Genomic DNA, 21,069 nt, shown 5'->3' on the forward strand with positions numbered 1-21,069 from the left:
GTTTACATTTGAGTAACCAATTTATTCTAACCAATGGATTTAAATGAACTTTTAGGACGATTTTCACTGCTGTTTTGCTCAATTTTAGTTCTGTATTTTTTTTCCAACAGAAAAGATAATGCAACCATAAATCCGTTGATGGTTATTGTTGGACTTTGTACTTTTTCTCTTTGTTACCTTTTTACTAAAATCGAAATTGGAGTCGGAATCGGGTTTGGATTATTTGCGATTTTTTCGATACTTCGTTTTAGAACACAATCCTTTACTGTAAACGCAATCATCTTTCTATTTGCAACAATCACGTTGTCTATTTTAGACATTATGTATCCGTTTGAAAAGATTGAATTGTTATTATTCTTTCAGATTATAATCATCGGATTTTACATAGCAGCTTCGATTATTGTCAATAAAAAAGCTTCGAAATATCTGAATTCTGTAGATCTGAAAATTCCGCTTGACGATAATTTTTCTTTAAATTCAGAAGCAATTCGAAAATCAATTCAAGAGAAAATTAAGATTGAAGATTTTGATTTTAGAATTGTCTTAATCAATACAGCGGCCAACGAAATAGATTTGTTAGTATTCTATTAATCGTTAAAAGGACGAACTTGTTTGATGTATAAATCTCTTTTTTCGCCTACAATTTTAAACTCGATATCTACAGGATGAAATTGGTTTTTGCGCCAATAGCGATACATTTTGGTTTCAATTTTTTTACTGACATCATACAGATTGCTCATTTCTTTTCTGGTCAATAAAGGCTCGTTATTGTTTAAATTTGAATTGGAAGTATAATCGATATCAAAATCGGTTTCGTCTTTTCCGTCATTAAAATGATAGGCAACAAATTGCTCGCAGATTTCTCCTTTTTCGGGTTTTACAACAGAGTTTTCTCCTTTTTGAACATTCACTGTAATTCCTGGAAAGTTCTCTCTAAATATATTTTTAGTGATAATAACGCCATTTGCTAATTCGTCAGGAAATGAGCGATGCACTAAAACGCCCATTGCAATATTCTGCTGGTCAATTCCAAAAAGTTCTCTTTCGTTATACGAAGCCTCGTTCCAGACACTTGCCCAGACTTGTTTAATAGCTTTTTCGAAAGTTTTGATAGAATCGCCTATAATTCCTGTTTTCGAGTCATATAATCCGGCGCCATTAAAATCATCTAGATCTTCTGCGTTTGTAGAAGAACGGAATCTGAAGTTTTTGAATTTTGCATCTTTAAAAGCGATGTTTAATTTCGAAATTAATTCAGGATCAATAGGTTCTTTTTTTATAGCATCTCTAATCTTTTTAAGCTGATTATTAATCCAAACTGTAGAATCTTTTTGAGGAAAAGCCAAAAGCTCTGCGATTAAAGGAGAAATAGAAGGTTTCTGAATATGTTTCGTATAAAAATAAAACGGAATAGCATGCGCATTTTCGGGTACTTTAAATGGAATTTCTTTTGAAATAGCAATTAAATACGCCATGTTTTGAGCTTTCGAGCCAATATAATTCACTCCTTTTTTTGGGATTTCAGATAAGTTGACTAATTCGGTAACGCTATTATCAATAATTAGGTTTTTCTTTTTTCCAGATGTTTTTACTGGAATCTTTTTGGTTGTTTCTTTAATGAAAAAAGTATCGACTTCGATTTTTAGTTCTACTTTTTTAGATAGCAGTTTCTTGATGTTATTATCCTTTTCAATATCGGTGTAAGCCATAATAGGAATCTTTCTGTTTTTTCCCAGAAGTACCAAATGGCTTAACGGAGTTTGAAGTTCATTTACAATAATTCCTCGAACATTTGGAAGAATATCTGGCGTTCCGTCTAAAATAATGATTTCATCAGCATTAGGTTTTACGCTCTCTAATTCTTTGATTTTGTATTTTTTGAGAATTCCAACATTAGTTCCTCGAACAACTTCTTGATATTTGATTTCGCCAAAAATATAATCTGATTTTATACACGGAATTTTGAATTTCTGCTGTTGAAACCATTCCATCATTTCTGGATTATTCAGATAAAATTTTAGTTTTTCGCCTATACATGTGGAATTTTTGACCATATTGAAAAAACGTTCAATCAATGGCAGAGGCATGTGATCGGAAGCGGCGAGTTCAAAAATCCATTTATCGGTTCCTTTTATGTGGTTTAAATTTCCGAGAAGAAAATCTCTATTTTTTTCTGTATCGCTATAATTTTCATTATTGAAAACTTCGAGATCTTGGCTGTAGCCTAAATAATTAACTACAAAATCGTAATGAAGCGGAATAACGCTGCTGTTGAAATAATACATTTTCTGTTTTCGAAGGTCATAAATCACTTTTACAGATTCGATATTCGAAAATTTATCAGACAAAGGTTTTCCTCTAAATGCCTTGTAAGCTTCATAATTTGGTAGTGACGCGCTAAATCGCTGCGCACTTAAAGAAGTCAGGGCAAGAAAGAAAAACAAGCTGTAAATGTATTTTTTCATGTTTTAAAAATGTATGGCTAAATGTAATTAAAAAAGTAATAAGTTTTATCTACTTCGAGATTGCTTAAACTAATGAAAACCATGGTGAAATTTTCTATTATTTGGTGTACCTTTGCAACCTTAAAAAATTAAACATTTTAAAATGAAACGAGTAGTTGTTGGACTTTCAGGTGGAGTAGATTCTAGTGTTGCAGCATATTTATTGCAGCAGCAGGGATACGAAGTTATTGGTCTTTTCATGAAGAACTGGCACGATGATTCTGTTACTATTTCGAACGAATGTCCGTGGCTGGAAGACAGTAACGATGCTTTGCTTGTTGCTGAGAAACTTGGAATCCCGTTTCAGACTGTTGATTTAAGCGAAGAATACAAAGAAAAAATCGTTGACTACATGTTTAACGAATACGAAAAAGGGAGAACTCCAAATCCTGACGTCCTTTGTAACCGCGAAATCAAATTTGATGTTTTTATGAAAATCGCTCTAAGTCTTGGAGCAGATTACGTAGCAACAGGGCATTACTGCCAAAAAAGTGAAATTGAAGTAGACGGAAAAACGGTTTATCAATTGATTGCCGGAAATGATGTGAACAAAGACCAATCTTATTTCTTATGCCAGTTGTCTCAAGAACAATTGTCAAAAGCTTTGTTTCCTATTGGAGCTTTAACCAAACCAGAAGTACGCGAAATTGCTGCTGAAATGGAATTGGTTACAGCAGAAAAGAAAGATTCTCAAGGTTTATGTTTCATCGGGAAAGTTCGCCTTCCAGAATTTTTGCAACAAAAATTACAGCCAAAAGAAGGTAAAATTGTTCAAGTAGATAAAAATGATCCTATCTATACTATTGAGAAATCGGCTGAACTTTCTTTGGAAGAAAGACTAAAATTAGAATCTCAAAAATTAGACTATATTCCAACAATGGGTAAAGTGGTTGGAAAACATCAGGGTGCTCATTATTTTACAGTTGGACAAAGAAAAGGTCTTAATGTAGGAGGTACAACAGATCCTTTATTTGTAATTGCTACCGATGTTGAAACCAATACTATTTATACAGGTATGTCGAGTCAGCATCCGGGTTTGTTTAAAAAAGCACTTTTTGTTGGAGAATCTGAAGTGCACTGGATTAGAGAAGACATGACTCTGAAAGCTGGTGAGAAAATGGATGTAATGGCAAGAATACGTTACCGTCAACCTTTGCAAAAAGCAGTTTTATATCAATTTGAAGACGGAATGTATGTGGAGTTTGAAGAACCGCAGTCTGCTATTACAGAAGGACAATTTGTTGCTTGGTATTTAGAAAATGAATTAGTTGGTTCGGGAGTAATTTCTTAGCTTTATACTTTATTTGGGACTAAATCCCTAAAAGGTATAAATAGATGAGATATAAATTTACTATTCTTTTATTACTTCTTTCGTTTACGGTATTTTCACAAGAAGATGCATGGGTTTATTTTAATGGAAAACCTAATGCACAAGCTTTCTATGATAATCCGCTAACCGAACTTTCGCAAAGGGCTTTGGATCGAAGAACGAACCAAAATATCCCGTTAGTTATTACAGATGCTCCTCTTGAAACTTCATATGTAAATCAAATTACTTCAAGTACAGGAATTGCCGTAAAAGCACAGTCTAAGTGGCTAAATGCTCTCCATATTCAAGGAACTCAGGCTAATATTAATGCTTTAAAATCGTTGGCTTTTGTTTCTAGAATAGAGTTTGCGGACAAAACTTTAAATACTACAGGAAAAAAAGTTTCTCAAACTTCGATAAGCCAAGCCCATGAACAATTAAAAGAAGCAATTGATTATTCGTATGGAAATTCTGCAAATCAAATTCAGATGCTGAACGGACAGGTTTTGCATCAGCAGAATTTTACAGGAGAAGGGAAAATTATTGCAGTTATGGATGGAGGTTTTCCAGGGGTAAATACGGCTGCGCCATTTGAAAATCTTAGGATCAACAACAAAATTCTAGGCGGTTACGATTATACTACAAGAAACAGTAATTTCTATACAGGTGATTCGCATGGAACTTCTGTGCTTTCCACAATGGGAGGTTATAAAGCAAATTCTTTAGTAGGAACAGCTCCAAATGCGTCGTATTATCTTTTTATCACAGAAATTCAAGCTCAAGAGATTCCGTTAGAAGAGTCACTGTGGGTAGAAGCTGCGGAAAAGGCAGATGCTTTGGGTGTTGATATAATTACTACTTCATTGGGATATTTTTTGGATAGAGATGAAATTAGGTACAATCATACGTATAGTGAGATGAACGGAATCACGACTTTTATTTCTCGTGGTGCTGAAATTGCTTTTAGTAAAGGTATTTTGGTTTTGGCATCTGCTGGAAATGAAGGAACTCAACCAGAAAAGCACGTTGGCGCTCCTGCAGATGCTGTTTCAGTGTTGGCAATAGGTTCTGTTAATGCTTCTAAAGTAAGAGCTAGTTCAAGTTCAATCGGGCCAAGTTACGATGGCAGAATAAAGCCAGATGTTATGGCACAAGGAGTATCGGCTGTGGTCTCTGACGCAAATGGGAATATTGGTACAGCAAACGGAACTTCATTTTCTTGCCCGATAATGGCAGGAATGGCAGCTTCTTTATGGCAGGCATTTCCAACTAAAACCAATAAAGAAATTAGACAAATGATTTTGGCTTCTGCTGATAGATATGCCAACCCTGATAATAATTACGGATACGGAATTCCAAATTTTGGTGCAACATTAAGCGTTGACAGCTTTATTGCAGAAGCTTCGTTTGCGGTGTATCCAAATCCAGCTAAAAATGAGGTTTCGTTTTCTTTTTTAAATGAAAATAATACGGCATCAATAACCATTTATTCTATCTTAGGACAAAAATTGATAGAAGAAAAAATTAATAGTTCAAATCCAGTTCTTTCCTTACAATCACTTCAAAGCGGATTGTATCTTTATAGTTTTGATGCCGATAATCTGCATAAAACAGGAAAAATAATTAAGCAATAATTTTAATGAATAAAATCACCCAGCTTTTTAATATAAAATATCCAATCATTCAAGGCGGAATGATCTGGAACAGTGGTTACAAATTGGCTTCGGCCGTAAGTAATGCAGGAGGTTTAGGACTTATTGGAGCAGGTTCTATGTATCCAGAAGTTTTAAGAGAACACATTCAAAAATGCAAAAAAGCAACAGATAAACCTTTTGGAGTAAACATTCCGATGTTATATCCAAACATTGAAGAGATTATGAATATAGTAGTCGAGGAAGGCGTAAAGATTGTCTTTACTTCGGCTGGGAATCCTAAGACTTGGACTTCTTTTTTGAAAGAAAGAGGAATTACAGTTGTTCATGTAGTTAGTAGCAGTGCTTTTGCTTTGAAAGCGCAAGATGCCGGAGTAGATGCAGTAGTAGCCGAAGGTTTTGAAGCGGGCGGGCATAACGGTCGTGAAGAAACTACAACACTGACTTTGATTCCGATGGTAAAAGAAAAAATTAAGATTCCGTTGATTGCTGCAGGAGGAATCGCTACAGGAAGAGGAATGCTAGCTGCAATGATTTTGGGAGCAGATGGAGTTCAGGTTGGAAGTCGTTTTGCTGCTTCTATAGAATCTTCTTCACACAATAATTTTAAAGAAACCATAGTTAATACTATAGAAGGAGGTACGCAGCTGACTTTGAAAGAATTAGCGCCTGTTCGATTGATAAAGAACAAATTTTATCAGGACGTTCAGGATCTGTATCAAAAATGCCCTTCTAAAGAAGAATTAGCTCAGCTTTTAGGAAGAGCAAGAGCTAAAAGAGGAATGTTTGAAGGAGATTTGGAAGAGGGAGAATTAGAAATTGGACAAGTGGCAGGTCTGATTCATAAAATTTTGCCAGTTGAAGAAATTGTTCAACAAATGATAGCCGAATTTGAAACCGCATCCAAAGAAAAGATTACATTTGAGTTTTAATTACCTGCAAGAAATATTTTATGAATTCCCTACGCCCCTACATATTGTTATTGTTTTTAGCTTTTGGATTGCAACAGGTTCAGAGTCAGTCTTATCATTTTAAAACTTCAGGATTTAGTGTTCTGGAAAAAAATGAAAGAGGAAAGTGGGGTGAATGGTCTAATCTAGATTTGGTAAATCTTTCGGTGGTTTTAGATACCAATAAGCATAGAATTGTAGTTTATTCTCAAGAAATCCAACTTTATAATATTTTAGATTATATCGAAAGAGAAGAAAATGATACCGATATTGTATATTCTTTTATGTGTAAGGATAATGATGGCAGAGAGTGCAAATTGTCAATCATAACTCGAAAAAAACAAGATTACAGAAAACAGCTTTATATCAATTACGATGATCATATAATTGTGTATAATATTATTACTGTGTAGTTAAGGTTCTAAGATGCTTAGTTTTTTTAGGATTTAGATAAAATAATAAACCCGACAGGTTTTTAAAACCTGTCGGGTTTGCTATATAAAGTCAGAGCTTAGTAACTCAGTACCTTAGCATCTTAGAACCTCAATTCTCTACGTCTTTAATAAACTCATCATATTCTAAATAGAACATTTCTAGAGCGTGCATATTTTCATTGAAGAAATCAAAAATAGTATCCCAAGTGTTTTTATTGCTGAAACCAACGCCAAGTTTTTCAACCCAGATTCTGCTGATGTTTTTGCCGCTTTCAAGAGTATAGTTTTTTTCAAAAACTAGATCTTTAATAAATTCTTCTTCCAGAATATTTTTTAAAGCTTCTAGTTTTTCAAAATAAGCAATGCGTTTTTCATCGCTTCTTTGTTCGATGTCAATTAAAACCTGAGCTTTTTTATTGTCAACATAAAACTTAAAAGAAAAGTCTTTAATCTTTGTATCATAAAGCACCCATTTACGAGGATATTTTTCGGCAAAAGCTACCCAAAATTCTCTTTTTATTCTTTGCGATTCTTCTTTGCTGTACATTTTTTTAGGCTTTAATAATAGAAAACTTGTAGCACTGCGTTTTCTGGAGTATATTTATGTTTTATTTGAAAGTACAAAAATAAGCTTTGATTATGAATTTTCAAGACTTTTTGAAATATGTTCCCAATATAATTCCAGTAGAGCTGCCAGCTGTAACATCGCACTTAAAAATGGCTCCAAAAGAGCGTATAGAGGGATTAAAAAATCTTGATATTAATACGTTAAACGCCAGAATGGCGGGAGTAATGATGTTGTTTTATCCCAAACAGGAAAAAACACATCTGGTTTTAATTGTTAGAAATGCTTATGAAGGTGTTCATTCGGCACAGATTGCATTTCCTGGCGGGAAGTATGAAAAAGAAGATTTAAATTTTGAAACCACAGCACTTAGAGAAACCCATGAAGAGGTCGGAATTACTAGCGATAAAATAGACATTATTAAGCATTTCTCACCGATGTATATTCCGCCAAGCAACTTTTTGGTGCATCCGTTTTTGGGAATTGCCAAAGAAGAACTTTCTTTTTACCCCGATATAAGAGAAGTTGCCGGAATTATCGAACTGCCTTTATCTGTTTTTTTAAATGATGATATTATTATCGAAGCCAGATTATCAACTTCTTATGGGGCAAATATTTTAGTTCCTGCTTTTAATATTCAGAATCATGTTGTTTGGGGAGCCACGGCAATGATTTTGAGCGAATTGCGAGATGTCTTAAAAGAAGCGATGGCAAAATAAATTTAATAAAGTTTATTTAATGATTTGATATTCATTTGGATATCTATTAGTTGGAGAAAATGTTTTATAGTGTTGCTAAAAGAATAATTTTTGTATGTTTGCGACCTAACAAAAAAATAAGATAAATTAGTTATGGGATTGTTTAAACGAAATCCTTTTGGGCATATATTATTCATCAAGAAATGGTTGATCCGAGTTCTAGGTGCCATGACTCATAAGAGATATAGAGGTTTTAATGAATTGCAGATTGAAGGATCTGAAATTATTAAGACACTTCCAGATACTAATGTTTTATTTATTTCCAATCACCAGACTTATTTTGCAGACGTTGTAGCGATGTTTCATGTTTTTAATGCCAGTTTATCAGGGCGTCAAGACACGATTAAAAATATCGGTTATTTGTGGCAACCCAAAATGAATATTTATTACGTTGCAGCAAAAGAAACCATGCAAGCTGGATTGTTACCAAGAATTTTAGCTTATGTTGGAGCAATTACAGTCGAGAGAACTTGGCGAGCAAAAGGCGTTGATGTTACTGAAAAAAGAGAAGTAAACCCGAACGACACAGAAAATATCAGGATTGCGCTTGAAGACGGCTGGGTTATTACTTTTCCGCAAGGAACTACAAAATCATTTAAGCCCGTTCGTAAAGGAACGGCTCATATCATTAAACAGCACAAACCGCTTGTTATTCCAATTGTAATTGATGGTTTCCGCAGATCATTCGATAAAAAAGGACTTCGAATGAAGAAAAAAGGAATCCTGCAGTCTTTCATCATCAAAGAACCTCTTGATATTGATTATGAAAATGATACAATCGAACAAATTGTAGAGAAAGTAGAATACGCAATTGAACAGCATCCTTCATTTTTAAAAGTTATTCCTGCTGAAGAAATTAAAGCACAAGAAGAACTTAACAAAATGAGACAATGGGATTATTAAAAGTTGGTTTTGTTTTGTTTTGTTTTGTTTTGTTTCAAGTTTAAGGTTTCAAGTTGAAAAAGCTTAGAATCTTAGCATCTCAGAACCTTAGAAACTTTTTCAGAAATCTATCTTCTTCAATTCCTTATAATTAGCGTACAATCGTCTTAAAAGAGTTCCGTAGATGATTCTGTAAAAGCACCAGAACAATCCGAAGAATCCTAAAATTACTAGGAACAATATTCCGATTGTAACAAACATAGCTTTTCCGTTCATGGCTAATTTTTCTCTCAGAAATTCCATATCTGGATTGTAGACAAAAGCAATAAAGAAACTTAGAATGGCTGTAATTACAATCATTCCTAAATTGTACCAAACATAATATTGCACCGTTTTACGGGTTTTTAGGATAGCGCTCATCAAAGACTTTGTGGCTATTGTGGTCGAAATTGTTTTATAATTTTTGTAGAAGATGTAAACAAAAATTAAAACAACCACATAATTGAAATAGGTAAGGAACTCTAAGGCAGTTACGATTTCAGGGTGATTCATTTTGTGCAAGACATCATCTGTATTGATAAAAATGTTTGAAAAAGTCCAAAACGAAATTTCCAAAATACTGATAATCAAAATCCATTTTACAATGGAAGATGATTTTCTATGAATCATCTTATAGATTTCGTTTTCAGAAATTTGTTGAAAAGAATCAGAGTTCTTTTGCCAGTCTTTTTTTAATAAATCCAGTTCTTTCATAATAATTTTTAAGGATTTAGTATTTTTTTAAGTTTCCCCTTAATTCTGTTCATTTTCACGCGCGCATTCACTTCGCTGATCCCTAAGGTTTCAGCTATTTCTTGATAATCTTTGTCTTCTAAATACATAAAAACTAATGCCTTTTCGATGTCATTTAATTGATAAACCGCTTTATACATCAGTTTAATCTGTTCTTCTTCTTCATAATTGTAGTCAACATCTTTTACAAAATGCTGATGATTTTCATAATCTACGGTCGATATAGTTCTTTTGGTTTTGCGATATAAGGTAATCGCTGTGTTTAAGGCAACACGATACGTCCAAGTCGAAAATTTACTGTCGCCTCTAAATTTTGGATAAGCTTTCCAAAGCTGAATGGTAATCTCTTGAAACAGATCTTTATGAGCATCTTCGCCAGCAGTATATAATCTACAAATCTTGTGGATTATATTCTGATTTGCTTGCAGCTGCGCAACAAAAGATTGTTCTAGATTTTCGCTCATATTTTAATTAGTAGTATTGCAACCGATTTTGTTACAGTTTTAAAAGTAAAAAAAAACATTAAATAAAAATATTAGTATTAATCTTGTTTTTTTTTGATCTTTCCCAACCTTTTGCAAAAAGTAGCCCTCTATATATAAAAATAACCAGCCAATATGAATAAATTATTACTCTTACTTTTTGTAACCACAGCCAGTTTTTCGCAAAAAATCTATAAGGGAAATGTAAGTGATAAAGGAACACCTATTCCAGGCGTATCTGTATGTGTTGTAAACACTTCAAGATGCACATTTACAGATTTTAATGGAAATTATTCTATAGAAGTTAATTATGGAGATAAACTCCGTATCTCATATCTTGGAATGAAAACTCAAACTATTACAATTGGGGCTAATATGGTATTAGAAGGTAAAAATGACAATTATGCTAACCCAATAATAAGTAATGATTATGTAGAAAATTTAAAAAAGCCAAAAGATTCTATAAAAGCGACTCAATCATCAGGCGATTATTATTTTGATCTTGTCGAATACCTTTACAATTACAATCAATCTTTAATGAAAATTAATAGGGATAATTCGGGTGTTTATAATGCTAAAACGTATCATCAATATTCGAAAGTAGCATTTCAGGTAAATCATGATTTTGTTTATTCCACACCAATGCGTCTTCCAAAATATCAAAATCAATTCGCACAAGGTAGAAGTTTAAATGGAAACTTGGCTTATCAATCACCTCAAACTAATGAAATTTTCAGCTGGGGACCAAATGTGAGTACATTGCAATATTCTGCAAATCCTTCAGAATATTATCCGCAGGGAGATATTATCAATAGAAATTCTAGCAACGGAAATCCATTACAGCTTTTTAATTCTAACAACTTTTTCCAGGACACGCAGGATAATAAAGTGTCTTTCAGCGCACAAATTCAAAGTCCAGAGATGAATATTCTTAAGTTTGATTTTGGATATAAAACAGGAAATATTGTAATTCCGACTAGTCGAAATAATGAGATTTCAGCTTCCTTAAAATATTTCAGAACACTTTCTTTCAATAGCAAAATAGATGCGATTTTGTCTTATAATGATTTCGAAAACAATTTTTCAAATTCAAACTTTGGAATAAATAAAGTCATTTTTGCCAATGCTGTAACTCCAATTCATTTTGACAATCATTTTGCTTCAACTTTATCAAACGGATTGCAGAGAAGTTATTCTGCAAATGAGAACAATCCGTATTATTTGATTGAGAATAATTTAGATAAAAATAAAAGTAAAACGATCTCTTTCAACTTTAATCATATCTATTCTTATAATAATTATTTGAACACGTTTAACGCTAATTTTCAATCGTCAGAAATTAAAAATAAAAACGGTCAGGGATTTTATTTTGCCGAAATTAATACGCCAAATTTTGACAGGAGATTTGAGGGATTTATAAGCTATTCTCTCTCAGATGTTTTTAGACGCAATTTTGGATATGCGAAATTTGTAGAATCTAAAATCGATTTTAGATTTCAGCAAAGAGATTTAGATCGTAGTTTTTATTCTGGTTTTTCAGCGCCATCAGACATTCCTGATAATGGAACAATTCAAAATAAAATGGATGTTTTGCAGAAAAGATTTGAAATTTTCTACAATATAAATGGAGCATATAATATTAGTAATGCTTTAGGATCGAATGAAGAACTTACCCTAAAAGCAAGTTCAAACTTAAATTATTCTTCTACTGTAAATAGCAATTTTTTGTTTAACTATTCTGGCTCTGCTGAAATAAAAAGATTATTTGATACATCTTTCAATTTCACAGCAAGTCACACTTTTACGCAAACAGAACCATCATTGCAGAATAATAATTTGAATTTTAATTCTTTGCAATATCAAGTAAGTCAATTTAAAGAGCTTAGAAATAATTTAGAACTTATAACTCCAAAGAATGCAATTCCGACAAAAGAAAATATTACAAACTTAACATTAACATACAGACCTAGTTATTATTGGAATTTCTATGTAGAATATTACCATAAAAATGTTCAGGATTTGTATACGCCAGTTGTTAATCTTAATTCTTTTAATTGGTCTCCAGATGTGAATTATAAGCAAAATGGAGTTGAATTTGAAATTGAAAAACAGACAGAACGAAATAGAGATTTTAATTGTGGTTTCAATTTGAACTTTACTTATTATAAAAATAAAGTAACGAGTTTGAATAACAATCAAACCAGAATTCCATTTGCAGGATTTGCAGATGTCAATAAAAACTATATCGTTGGGCAACCGCTTGGAGTTCTTGTTGGAAGCGGTTATTTAAGAGATCAAAATCAAAATATAGTTATTGATAATGAAGGTTTTCCGATGGTAGACCCTCAGCAAAAGATTTTAGGAGATCCGAATCCAGATTTTGTTGTCGGATTCTTTAATTCATTTTGTTACAAAGAATTTAGTCTAAGCCTTTCTTTTGATTGGAGTAAAGGAGGAGAAATCTGGAACGGAACTGAGCAGACTTTAAACTACTACGGTAAATCTCAATTAACAGGAAACCAGAGAGATATTACGAATTATGTTTTTAATGGAGTCACACAATCTGGCGATGTAAATACCAAAGTAGTTTCGTTTTATGACAGCAATCTTCCGGTTGAACAAAATCGTTGGGTGAGGTATGGAGTTTCTGGTGTAGCCGAAGACGCTATTCAAGATGCTAGTTATTTTAGGCTTAATTCAATCAATTTATCATATAAAAGTGATTATGGCATTTTTAGAGGGAAACTAATGTTTACTATTTCGGTCTTTATGAACAATGTTTTTGTTGTTTCCAAAAGTAAAACGGCATTTAGCAATAATGCGATGTTCGGGTCTATAGATACAAGCGGTTTAGAATATTTCAACTCGCCAATGATGAAAAGTTTCGGTTCTTCTTTAACTGTAAAATTTTAAAATGATGAAAAATATACTCTCAATATTGTTTTTGCTGTTATTTACGGCTCTGACAGCTCAAAATATAGAAGCCGACTGGAATACTGTTTACAAAAATTCTAAAACAGAAAAAGTATATGTGCAGTTAAATAATGTTTTGTATAATCCTGGCGAAACTGTTTTTTTTAAAGCATTTATTACCGAAAGCGACAATAGGCCAACTACATTAAGTGCATACTTATATGTTGAATTTTTTCAAGGTAATAAAAAAGTATTTAGCCAGAATTATGAAATAGAAAACGGCAGCGCTGTATGCTCGTATAAAATTCCGAGTGATGCAGTTGCCGGTTTGTACAAAATAAAAGCTTACACTAAAATTCAAAATCAGTTATCTGAAAATATTTTTGAGAAGACCTTTTTTGTGCAAAAAGTAGTTTCTCCAAGAATTTTGATGACGCTGGATTTTAAGAAAAAAGCATATGGAAAAGGGGAAACCTGTGAAGCCGATTTTGTACTTAAAAATCTGGATAATGAGCCAATTCGAAATTACGATTTTAAATATGATGTATTTGTTTCGGGAAAAAAAATCGATTCGCTGAAAGGAAAAACAGATGATTTAGGAAAAGCTGTAGTTCAATTTAAATTGCCAGCAAATTTAGATTCTAATGACGGAATTCTAAATGTAATGCTCGATTATGATAATTTTAAAGAATCTGTAACGCGTTCGATTCCAATTAGTTTAGATTTTGTTGACTTGCAATTTTTAGCAGAAAGTGGCAATATGATTTTAAACGAATTATCATCCTTATATTTTATTGCTAAAAATGAATTTGGTCTTCCAATGGATGTTGCAGGATTTATTGAAGATGAAAATGGAAATAAAATAACAGATTTTAAATGCATTCATGACGGAATGGGAAATGTAATGCTGAAAACCGAAGGAACTAAAAAATATTTTGCAGTTGTAACTTCTCCTTTTAAATCAAATGAAAAAATCGCTCTGCCAATAGCAGAAGAAAATGTCTTTACCATAAATGCTAAAAGGAAAACAGAAACAGTTTTGCTTAATATTTATGCTCCATTAGAAATTGAAGGAAAAGTTTTGGTTAGAAACCTGGCTCAAATTTGCAAAACAATTAACTTGAATTTGAAAAAAGGATGGAATGTTATTGAAGTAAACACAAAAGATTTTCCTGTCGGAATTCATTCTTTTTCGTTACTAATAAAAGATAATGTTGTTGCAGAAAGATTGGTTTTTCTAAACTATCAAAACGGACTAAAAATCGAAATTAAAACCGATAAAGAAACGTATTTGCCTAGAGAAAAGGTAAATGTTTCAATTGTAACAAAGGACAAAAATAATATGCCGATTCCGTCAAGTTTGTCAGTTTCTGTAGTCGATTCAAAATTACTCACTTATATTGATGATAAACAGGATAATATTTTGTCATGGCTTTTTCTTGGATTTGAGTTAAAAGGAAAAATACATGAACCAAGATTTTATTTTGATGATAATAAAACTCAGGAAATAAAAGAAGAAGCAATTGATTTACTGTTGAATACACACGGATGGAGAAAGTACAATCAAAAAAATCTTCAAAATTTAGTGTCAGAAGTAAAAAACGGAATCTTACCAGAACAAAATAATGGGATAGCAGGTTTTGTTACAAATCAAAGAAAAAAAGGAGTTTCAAAAAAAGTGCTTCTTTTTTCAGATGGTGGAAAAGTTTATGAAACAAAAAGCAATTCCAGTGGCTATTTTATCTTTAATAAAGTTTCCTTCTCAAACTTTGCTTATTTGCTAGTTGAAGGGAAAAACAATGGTGAAGAATATTTGATAACAAATTCATATACAAATAGTAGTAGGTTCTTGTTAATGAAAGATACACTTAGAAATAAAACACCGTTAGAAGTAAGTTTTAGACCAACTGAGACAAAAGAAACGATAACAGAAAGTGGTCAGATTAGGGGAACTCCAATTGTTATGTCATCAGATTCGGCTGAGTTATCAGACGTAGTAGTTGTAGGTTATGGAATGAGTAACAAAAAATTGATTTCTGGAGCCATTACAAAAATAAGTGCAACAGATATTATTAGTAGTTCTTTAAGCGGAAGAGTAGCTGGAGTTCAAATAACAGAATCTTCTGGACAGCCAGGATCTGCAGACAAAGTCAGAATTAGAGGTTTAAGTTCAGTCTATGGAAATAGAGCGGGAGGACAGCCTTTAATTGTTGTAGACGGAATTGCTTATGTAAACAATGAAAACTCCTCGGTATTTGGCAATTTATCGGTAAATTCTATAGAATCGGTTACAATTCTGAAAGATGCTTCGGCAACCGCTATTTACGGATCTGCAGGCAGTTCTGGCGTAATTTTGATCACTACAAAAGGCAGACTCTTTCAAGGAAATATTCTTTTAGGAAAAAAATATAAATACTCTTATCAGGAAATAAATAAAACTTCGGCTAAAGCGATAAGTATAGCAGAAAGGTTTTATGTGCCAAAATATCAATCGACAATCGTAGAAGAAAAAACAGATTTTAGAACTTGTATTTACTGGAATTCAATTATTCAGACCGATAAAAATGGTAAGGCTAATTTCGAATTTTATAATTCTGATGATAATACTTCTTTTAAAATTCTAGCCGAAGGAACATCTTATAAAGGTGATCTTGGAAAATCGGAAGCTGTTTTTTCTGTAAAAGAGCTAATTCAGACAGATGTAAAAGTGCCGCTTTATGCTTCTCAGGAAGATGTAATTGCAGTGCCGCTTTGGCTGAAAAATAATTCAGACAAAGACTTAAACTTAACCTATAAAGTGAAGTTTTATGAAAAAAAGGATTTGATCGAACAAACTGCTTCTGTCGGGCTGAAACCAAATGAAACGAAAAGCATTAATATCAAATTAATTGCGTCTAAAATTGGAAAAGATATACCGTTGGAAATTGCCTTAACTGGAGACAATTATAAGACAACTATTAAAAAAACAATTGATGTATATTCAAAAGGATTTCCTGTAAATATTGATATTTCTGGGGTAAAATCTCAAACAACAGATTTTGTAATTCAAGATGTATTTCCGGGATCAATTACTTCTGATTTTAAATTGTTTTACAATCCATTTTCTTCAATTTTCAGTACTCTCGAAGGAATGGTGCGTGAACCTTACGGATGTTTTGAGCAAGTTTCTTCTTCAAATTATCCTAATATCATGGCAATGCAATTGCTTAAGTTTAAAAATACGTCGCCAGAATTTAAAGAACGTGCCTTGAAGTTTTTAGAATCGGGATATAAAAAACTTAAAAACTATGAGTCTAAAGATGGCGGTTTTGAATGGTATGGCGGAAATCCTGGCAATGAAGCATTGACAGCTTACGGATTATTGCAGTTCTATGAAATGAAAGAATTTATCAATATAGATCAGAAATTGATTGAAAGAACAATTGCATGGATGGATTCTAGAAAAGATGGTAAAGGTGGATTTAAGCAAAACCCTGCAAAATATGGCTTTTCGGGAATAAAAAATATCGTGAATAATGCTTATATCGTTTATGTTTTATCTGAAATTGGAAAAATTGATATTGAAAAGGAGTATCAAACAGCGTTGCAAGAAGCTCTAAAAAGCAAAGATTTATATAGAATGGAACTGGTTGCTTTGTCAGCATTTAATTTAGGTAAAATTCCAGAATACAAATCTCTTATGAGTTTGATAAAAACTGAAATTGATAAAAAAGGTTTTAATAAATTAGAAGCTGAACAAACTGTTATTAACAGTTACGGCGAATCGATGAATATGGAAATTGCTTCATTATATGCGATTGCTTTATTGAAAGAAAAAGAAATTACACCTGAAGTTGTAAAAGCTTTAAACTTTATTCAATCGTCCAGAACTTCCTATGGATTTGGATCAACACAATCGACCGCTTTGGCTTTAAAAGCAATCACAGAATTTAATAAACTTTACATCAATACGGTAGCGGTTAAAAATGCGGTAATGAGTTTTAATGATGAGTCAATTGATTTATCTGTAAGAGATAAAAACAGTAATGTAGCTTTAAATGAGTTAAAAGTAAAAGAAGGAAAAAATAAGTTTGATATTCAAATTCAAGAAGATAATATGGTGCCTTATAGTTTGCAGATTCAGTACAATACTTATACACCAATTAATTCTAAAGAATGTAAATTGTCTTTAAAAACTAATGCTTTGCAGAACAAGGCAAAAGTAAGTGAAACGCTTAGAGTGCAAATTGAAGTTGAAAATAAAAGCACAAAAGAAATTTCAAATCCAATTGCTAGAATAGGTATTCCGGGTGGACTAACTCCTGAACCTTGGCAGCTAAAAGAACTTGTAGAAAAAAATAATGTCGATTTTTATGAAATCTTTGGTAATGAATTGGTGTTCTATTTCAGAAAATTGAATGCAAGAGAAAATCGAAAAATTAATATTGACTTTAAAGCCATTGTTCCCGGAAATTATAAAGGAGCTGCTTCGTCGGCCTATTTATATTACGAAAAGGAGCATAAAAACTGGAACAAAGGTTTAGAAATTGAGGTTTTGCCTTGATATGATATAAGTTGATTATCCTAACAGGTTTTGAGAACCTGTTAGGTATTTTTGACTTAAGACTAAAAAGTTAAAGTGGTTTATCTCGATAATAATTAATCGTCAGATCGATGAACTTACTGTAGCTTTCCATTCCGTCTTTTTGATTATTTGTTTTTAAAAAACTATCCCATAGAAAATGGAACCCTTCGTCTATAAATGTGTCATATTTTTTCCAGAAATCTTGGTCTTCTTGATAGTTTTTTAAAATTCCAGTATTTACTTGTTTCTTTAGTATTTCAAAAATTTTCTCGTTTTTAAACTGCCAGATTCCGAGACAATAGCGTAATGCAAAACTATATCCTGCATATTGATAATATAAATTGTCATTTTTGACAGAAGCTAAAAGGCCAATAAAATTGCATTCACTTTCACTTGCAAAACCAATCTGATGCGCCATTTCATGAGATGTAGTTAGTGGAAAAGTGTACATTGGCAATAAGTCATTAATTTGCGCTTCGTTTGTAAATGGATTTAAATAACCGCCAAATCCCATATAAGTTAAAGGAACGCTGAATAATGATTTTTTTACGCTTAATGTTTTGTATTCAAAATAAGAATGTTCTTTTGCTAAATTATCATAACCGTTTAAAATCATGTTGAATGACTCTTTCTGTGAATATGGAAAGACAATTTTAGAGCTTTTATTTTTTGTGATTTGAAACTGAACTTCATTCGTCTTTACAATTAATCTCTTAGTGAAAGCCAGAAGATCAGCATCGGTATATTCTCTTTTGATTTCCATTTTTTCAAAAAGAGGTTTGCGATAATAATTGAAAGCCCAAAGCAGATGGAAGAAAAAGTAAAAAATAGAAATTTTGCCTATTATTTTTAAAAGATGATCTTTCCAATTAGTCTTCCATGTTCCTCTGATTCTCCAAAACCAGCTAATTATGGAAATCATCAAAATAGCATAAATTATGTCGCCAACAGAAAACGGAATTTTACCTAAAACCATTCTAGAGAAATGTGAAATCCTGACGAATAAATTTTTACTGTAAAAACCTTCAACAAAATCTGGGAAGTATGGAAGGGTTTTATAAAAGATAATTTGAACTATAAGAAATAGAGGAAGTATATATTTTGATTTCACAGTGTAATTTTTGAATACGTAAATATAATTACAATTATTTATAACTAAAAAGAATAGTATTTGAGGGATTTTATTTTAAAACGAATAATTAGTGCTAATTCGTGAAATTTGTGGCGAAAAAAAATATAAACTTTGTAACTTTGAAGCTCTTTATTGTTAAACATCAAACAAAACATAATGAGTCAAGAAATAAGAAATCTGGAACCAAAAGCACTTTGGAACAAATTTGCAGATTTAAATGCTGTTCCGCGTCCATCGAAGAAAGAAGAGCGTGTAATTGAGTTTATGAAAAACTTTGGAAACAGCTTAGGTTTAGAAACTTTCGAAGATGAAATCAGAAACGTAATCATTAGAAAACCGGCAACTCCAGGAATGGAAAACCGTAAACCAATCGTTATGCAAGGGCATTTAGATATGGTGCACCAAAAAAATGCAGATACAGTTTTTGATTTTGATACACAAGGAATCGATATGTATGTGGATGGTGACTGGGTTCGCGCGCGTGGTACAACACTTGGGGCAGACAATGGGCTAGGCGTGGCGACTATTATGGCTATTCTAGAAAGCAAAGATATTCCGCATCCTGCAATTGAAGCTTTGTTTACCATTGATGAAGAAACTGGAATGACAGGAGCTTTAAACTTAAAAGGCGGAATTCTTCAAGGTCAGATTTTATTGAATTTGGATACTGAAGAAGATGATGAAATTGATATCGGTTGCGCTGGTGGAATTGATGTAACAGCAACAAGAACGTATCATGAAGAAGAAGTTCCAGAAGGTTCTGTTGGTTATACCATTACAGTAAAAGGACTAAATGGAGGGCATTCAGGAATGGATATTAATAAAGGTCTAGGAAATGCCAACAAGATCATGAATCGTTTGTTATTTGATGCATTTGAAAACTTCGGTTTGCAGATTGTTGAAATTAATGGAGGAAGTCTTAGAAATGCAATTCCAAGAGAAAGTGTTGCTAAAGTAATTATTTCTCAGATGTTTGATGAAGCTTATGTTTATGATATGCAGGAGATTATTTCTGATATTAAAGCAGAATATAAAACGACTGAACCAAACTTGTCTATTGAAATCGTAAAAGGCGATTTGCCTGAGAAAGTAATGGAACTTGGTGTTCAAGAAGGAATTATCAGAGCGATTTATGCAGCTCAGAATGGAGTTTATAAAATGAGTGCTGATATGGCAGATCTGGTTGAAACTTCAAACAATATTGCTCGTGTTGTTATCAAAGACGGAGAGATTTTGGTTGGGTGTTTAACACGTTCTTCTGTTGAATCTTCAAAATTTGATTTGGCTAATTCGTTACGTTCTGCTTTTGAATTAGTAGGATGCGAAGTAGAACTTTCGGGTTCTTATCCAGGTTGGACACCAAACGTAAACTCTGAAATCTTAGAAGTTTTAAAAGAGATATACGAAAAACAAAATGGCGAACAGCCAAAAGTTGTGGCTTGTCACGCTGGTTTAGAGTGCGGAATTTTAGGAACAAATTATCCAGATATGGATATGATTTCTTTTGGTCCAACAATTCACGGAGCACATTCTCCAGATGAAAGAGCAAGTATTTCTTCTGCTCAAAAATATTGGAAATTCGTATTGGAAATTCTTTCTAATATACCAGTTAAATAAAAAGTTTTCAGTCGCAGTCTCAGTGTTCAGTTTTGTAAAACTGTACACTGAGACTGTATACTAAGACTGTATACTAAGACTGTATACTAAGACTGTGTACTAAGACTGTGTACTAAGACTGTAAACTGAGACTGTAAACTGAGACTAAACTAAAAAGTCCCCGTCTATTATTAGCAATTCGACACCTTTAGTTGTAATAGAGCGATGAGAACTCATATCGTCAGAAACAATATAAGTCATTCCTTTTGTTAATGTCATTTTTTCACCGTTATCTAATTCGCTGATGAAATCCCCTTTCAAGCAATGTACAATGTGTCCTTTTTGGCACCAGTGATCAGCAAGATAATTTTTACTATAAACAACTTTTCGAACACGTAGACCTCCTAATTGTATGGTCTGCCAATAAGCAGTTCCGGTTTCTCCTATGTGTTCTGTTTTTTCGATTTGACTCCAATCAATCGTCTGAAAAGGTATTGTAGACATTTTTTTTTATGGTTTAGGTAGTTAATAGTTAT

The 21,069-nt window shown here is 32.6% G+C and carries 16 protein-coding genes; 10 read left to right on the forward strand and 6 right to left on the reverse strand.

The genetic code is table 11. From position 1 onward, the window contains the following. The first annotated feature begins 33 nt into the window (after positions 1-33). On the forward strand, positions 34-591 hold the full coding sequence (locus PQ463_RS01540; protein WP_274255982.1) for a DUF4956 domain-containing protein: 558 nt from the start codon (positions 34-36) through the stop codon (positions 589-591). Here PQ463_RS01540 and PQ463_RS01545 read toward each other — a convergent pair. Next, positions 588-2,465 carry a PEP/pyruvate-binding domain-containing protein gene (locus PQ463_RS01545; RefSeq protein ID WP_274255983.1) on the reverse strand — a complete coding sequence of 626 codons (1,878 nt, stop codon included), beginning with the start codon at positions 2,463-2,465 and terminating at the stop codon, positions 588-590. The genes PQ463_RS01540 and PQ463_RS01545 overlap by 4 nt on opposite strands. A gap of 142 nt (positions 2,466-2,607) precedes the next feature. On the opposite strand from PQ463_RS01545, the gene mnmA reads away from it, so the two are divergent. The 4 genes from mnmA to PQ463_RS01565 are packed head-to-tail and all read left to right on the forward strand — an operon-like array spanning position 2,608 to position 6,828. Further along, a complete protein-coding gene (gene mnmA, locus PQ463_RS01550) occupies positions 2,608-3,795 on the forward strand; it encodes a tRNA 2-thiouridine(34) synthase MnmA (RefSeq protein WP_274255984.1) in 1,188 nt (395 codons plus the stop codon). Between the two features lie 44 nt (positions 3,796-3,839). Continuing rightward, complete coding sequence (locus tag PQ463_RS01555; protein WP_274255985.1) at positions 3,840-5,447, forward strand: S8 family serine peptidase; 1,608 nt, start codon at positions 3,840-3,842, stop codon at positions 5,445-5,447. Between the two features lie 5 nt (positions 5,448-5,452). After that, positions 5,453-6,397: an NAD(P)H-dependent flavin oxidoreductase gene (locus PQ463_RS01560; protein ID WP_274255986.1), complete on the forward strand. Its 945-nt coding sequence runs from the start codon at positions 5,453-5,455 to the stop codon at positions 6,395-6,397. 20 nt (positions 6,398-6,417) lie between these two features. Continuing rightward, positions 6,418-6,828: a hypothetical protein gene (locus PQ463_RS01565; RefSeq protein ID WP_274255987.1), complete on the forward strand. Its 411-nt coding sequence runs from the start codon at positions 6,418-6,420 to the stop codon at positions 6,826-6,828. A gap of 130 nt (positions 6,829-6,958) precedes the next feature. On the opposite strand, the gene PQ463_RS01570 is transcribed toward PQ463_RS01565, so the two are convergent. Beyond that, positions 6,959-7,396 (reverse strand): DUF4268 domain-containing protein, encoded by a 438-nt coding sequence (locus PQ463_RS01570; protein ID WP_274255988.1) that lies wholly within the window; start codon positions 7,394-7,396, stop codon positions 6,959-6,961. A 92-nt stretch (positions 7,397-7,488) separates the two neighbouring features. On the opposite strand from PQ463_RS01570, the gene PQ463_RS01575 reads away from it, so the two are divergent. After that, on the forward strand, positions 7,489-8,133 hold the full coding sequence (locus tag PQ463_RS01575; RefSeq protein ID WP_274255989.1) for an NUDIX hydrolase: 645 nt from the start codon (positions 7,489-7,491) through the stop codon (positions 8,131-8,133). A 132-nt stretch (positions 8,134-8,265) separates the two neighbouring features. Continuing rightward, the gene (locus PQ463_RS01580) at positions 8,266-9,075 is read left to right on the forward strand and encodes a lysophospholipid acyltransferase family protein (protein WP_274255990.1); all 810 of its coding nucleotides are present in this window, start codon (positions 8,266-8,268) and stop codon (positions 9,073-9,075) included. A 99-nt stretch (positions 9,076-9,174) separates the two neighbouring features. Here the strand turns inward: PQ463_RS01580 and PQ463_RS01585 are convergent, their stop codons facing one another. Together PQ463_RS01585 and PQ463_RS01590 are read right to left on the reverse strand one after the other, a co-directional pair. Beyond that, the gene (locus tag PQ463_RS01585; RefSeq protein WP_274255991.1) at positions 9,175-9,807 is read right to left on the reverse strand and encodes a DUF8845 family protein; all 633 of its coding nucleotides are present in this window, start codon (positions 9,805-9,807) and stop codon (positions 9,175-9,177) included. An 8-nt stretch (positions 9,808-9,815) separates the two neighbouring features. Then, positions 9,816-10,310 carry an RNA polymerase sigma factor gene (locus PQ463_RS01590; protein ID WP_008462500.1) on the reverse strand — a complete coding sequence of 165 codons (495 nt, stop codon included), beginning with the start codon at positions 10,308-10,310 and terminating at the stop codon, positions 9,816-9,818. Between the two features lie 153 nt (positions 10,311-10,463). Between PQ463_RS01590 and PQ463_RS01595 the strand changes: the two genes are divergently transcribed. Both PQ463_RS01595 and PQ463_RS01600 read left to right on the forward strand, forming a co-directional pair. Beyond that, entirely contained in the window at positions 10,464-13,241 is a 2,778-nt protein-coding gene (locus PQ463_RS01595) for a carboxypeptidase-like regulatory domain-containing protein (protein WP_274255992.1), read from the forward strand. A 1-nt stretch (position 13,242) separates the two neighbouring features. Continuing rightward, positions 13,243-17,784, forward strand: a complete 4,542-nt coding sequence (locus PQ463_RS01600; protein ID WP_274255993.1) for an MG2 domain-containing protein — start codon at positions 13,243-13,245, stop codon at positions 17,782-17,784. A gap of 70 nt (positions 17,785-17,854) precedes the next feature. On the opposite strand, the gene PQ463_RS01605 is transcribed toward PQ463_RS01600, so the two are convergent. Then, complete coding sequence (locus tag PQ463_RS01605) at positions 17,855-18,916, reverse strand: DUF3810 domain-containing protein (protein ID WP_274255994.1); 1,062 nt, start codon at positions 18,914-18,916, stop codon at positions 17,855-17,857. Between the two features lie 177 nt (positions 18,917-19,093). Between PQ463_RS01605 and PQ463_RS01610 the strand changes: the two genes are divergently transcribed. After that, on the forward strand, positions 19,094-20,554 hold the full coding sequence (locus tag PQ463_RS01610; RefSeq protein WP_274255995.1) for an aminoacyl-histidine dipeptidase: 1,461 nt from the start codon (positions 19,094-19,096) through the stop codon (positions 20,552-20,554). 144 nt (positions 20,555-20,698) lie between these two features. On the opposite strand, the gene PQ463_RS01615 is transcribed toward PQ463_RS01610, so the two are convergent. Continuing rightward, positions 20,699-21,037 (reverse strand): DHCW motif cupin fold protein, encoded by a 339-nt coding sequence (locus tag PQ463_RS01615; RefSeq protein WP_111378646.1) that lies wholly within the window; start codon positions 21,035-21,037, stop codon positions 20,699-20,701. Between the last annotated feature and the right edge of the window lie 32 nt (positions 21,038-21,069).

The sequence above is a fragment of the Flavobacterium sp. KACC 22763 genome, from assembly GCF_028736155.1.
In the GTDB taxonomy this organism is placed as follows: domain Bacteria; phylum Bacteroidota; class Bacteroidia; order Flavobacteriales; family Flavobacteriaceae; genus Flavobacterium.

Coding starts and splice junctions, on each gene's coding strand:
- PQ463_RS01540 (WP_274255982.1), top strand. CDS start 34: ATGGATTTAAATGAACTTTTAGGACGATTTTCACTGCTGTTTTGCTCA.
- PQ463_RS01545 (WP_274255983.1), bottom strand. CDS start 2,465: ATGAAAAAATACATTTACAGCTTGTTTTTCTTTCTTGCCCTGACTTCT.
- mnmA (WP_274255984.1), top strand. CDS start 2,608: ATGAAACGAGTAGTTGTTGGACTTTCAGGTGGAGTAGATTCTAGTGTT.
- PQ463_RS01555 (WP_274255985.1), top strand. CDS start 3,840: ATGAGATATAAATTTACTATTCTTTTATTACTTCTTTCGTTTACGGTA.
- PQ463_RS01560 (WP_274255986.1), top strand. CDS start 5,453: ATGAATAAAATCACCCAGCTTTTTAATATAAAATATCCAATCATTCAA.
- PQ463_RS01565 (WP_274255987.1), top strand. CDS start 6,418: ATGAATTCCCTACGCCCCTACATATTGTTATTGTTTTTAGCTTTTGGA.
- PQ463_RS01570 (WP_274255988.1), bottom strand. CDS start 7,396: ATGTACAGCAAAGAAGAATCGCAAAGAATAAAAAGAGAATTTTGGGTA.
- PQ463_RS01575 (WP_274255989.1), top strand. CDS start 7,489: ATGAATTTTCAAGACTTTTTGAAATATGTTCCCAATATAATTCCAGTA.
- PQ463_RS01580 (WP_274255990.1), top strand. CDS start 8,266: ATGGGATTGTTTAAACGAAATCCTTTTGGGCATATATTATTCATCAAG.
- PQ463_RS01585 (WP_274255991.1), bottom strand. CDS start 9,807: ATGAAAGAACTGGATTTATTAAAAAAAGACTGGCAAAAGAACTCTGAT.
- PQ463_RS01590 (WP_008462500.1), bottom strand. CDS start 10,310: ATGAGCGAAAATCTAGAACAATCTTTTGTTGCGCAGCTGCAAGCAAAT.
- PQ463_RS01595 (WP_274255992.1), top strand. CDS start 10,464: ATGAATAAATTATTACTCTTACTTTTTGTAACCACAGCCAGTTTTTCG.
- PQ463_RS01600 (WP_274255993.1), top strand. CDS start 13,243: ATGATGAAAAATATACTCTCAATATTGTTTTTGCTGTTATTTACGGCT.
- PQ463_RS01610 (WP_274255995.1), top strand. CDS start 19,094: ATGAGTCAAGAAATAAGAAATCTGGAACCAAAAGCACTTTGGAACAAA.
- PQ463_RS01615 (WP_111378646.1), bottom strand. CDS start 21,037: ATGTCTACAATACCTTTTCAGACGATTGATTGGAGTCAAATCGAAAAA.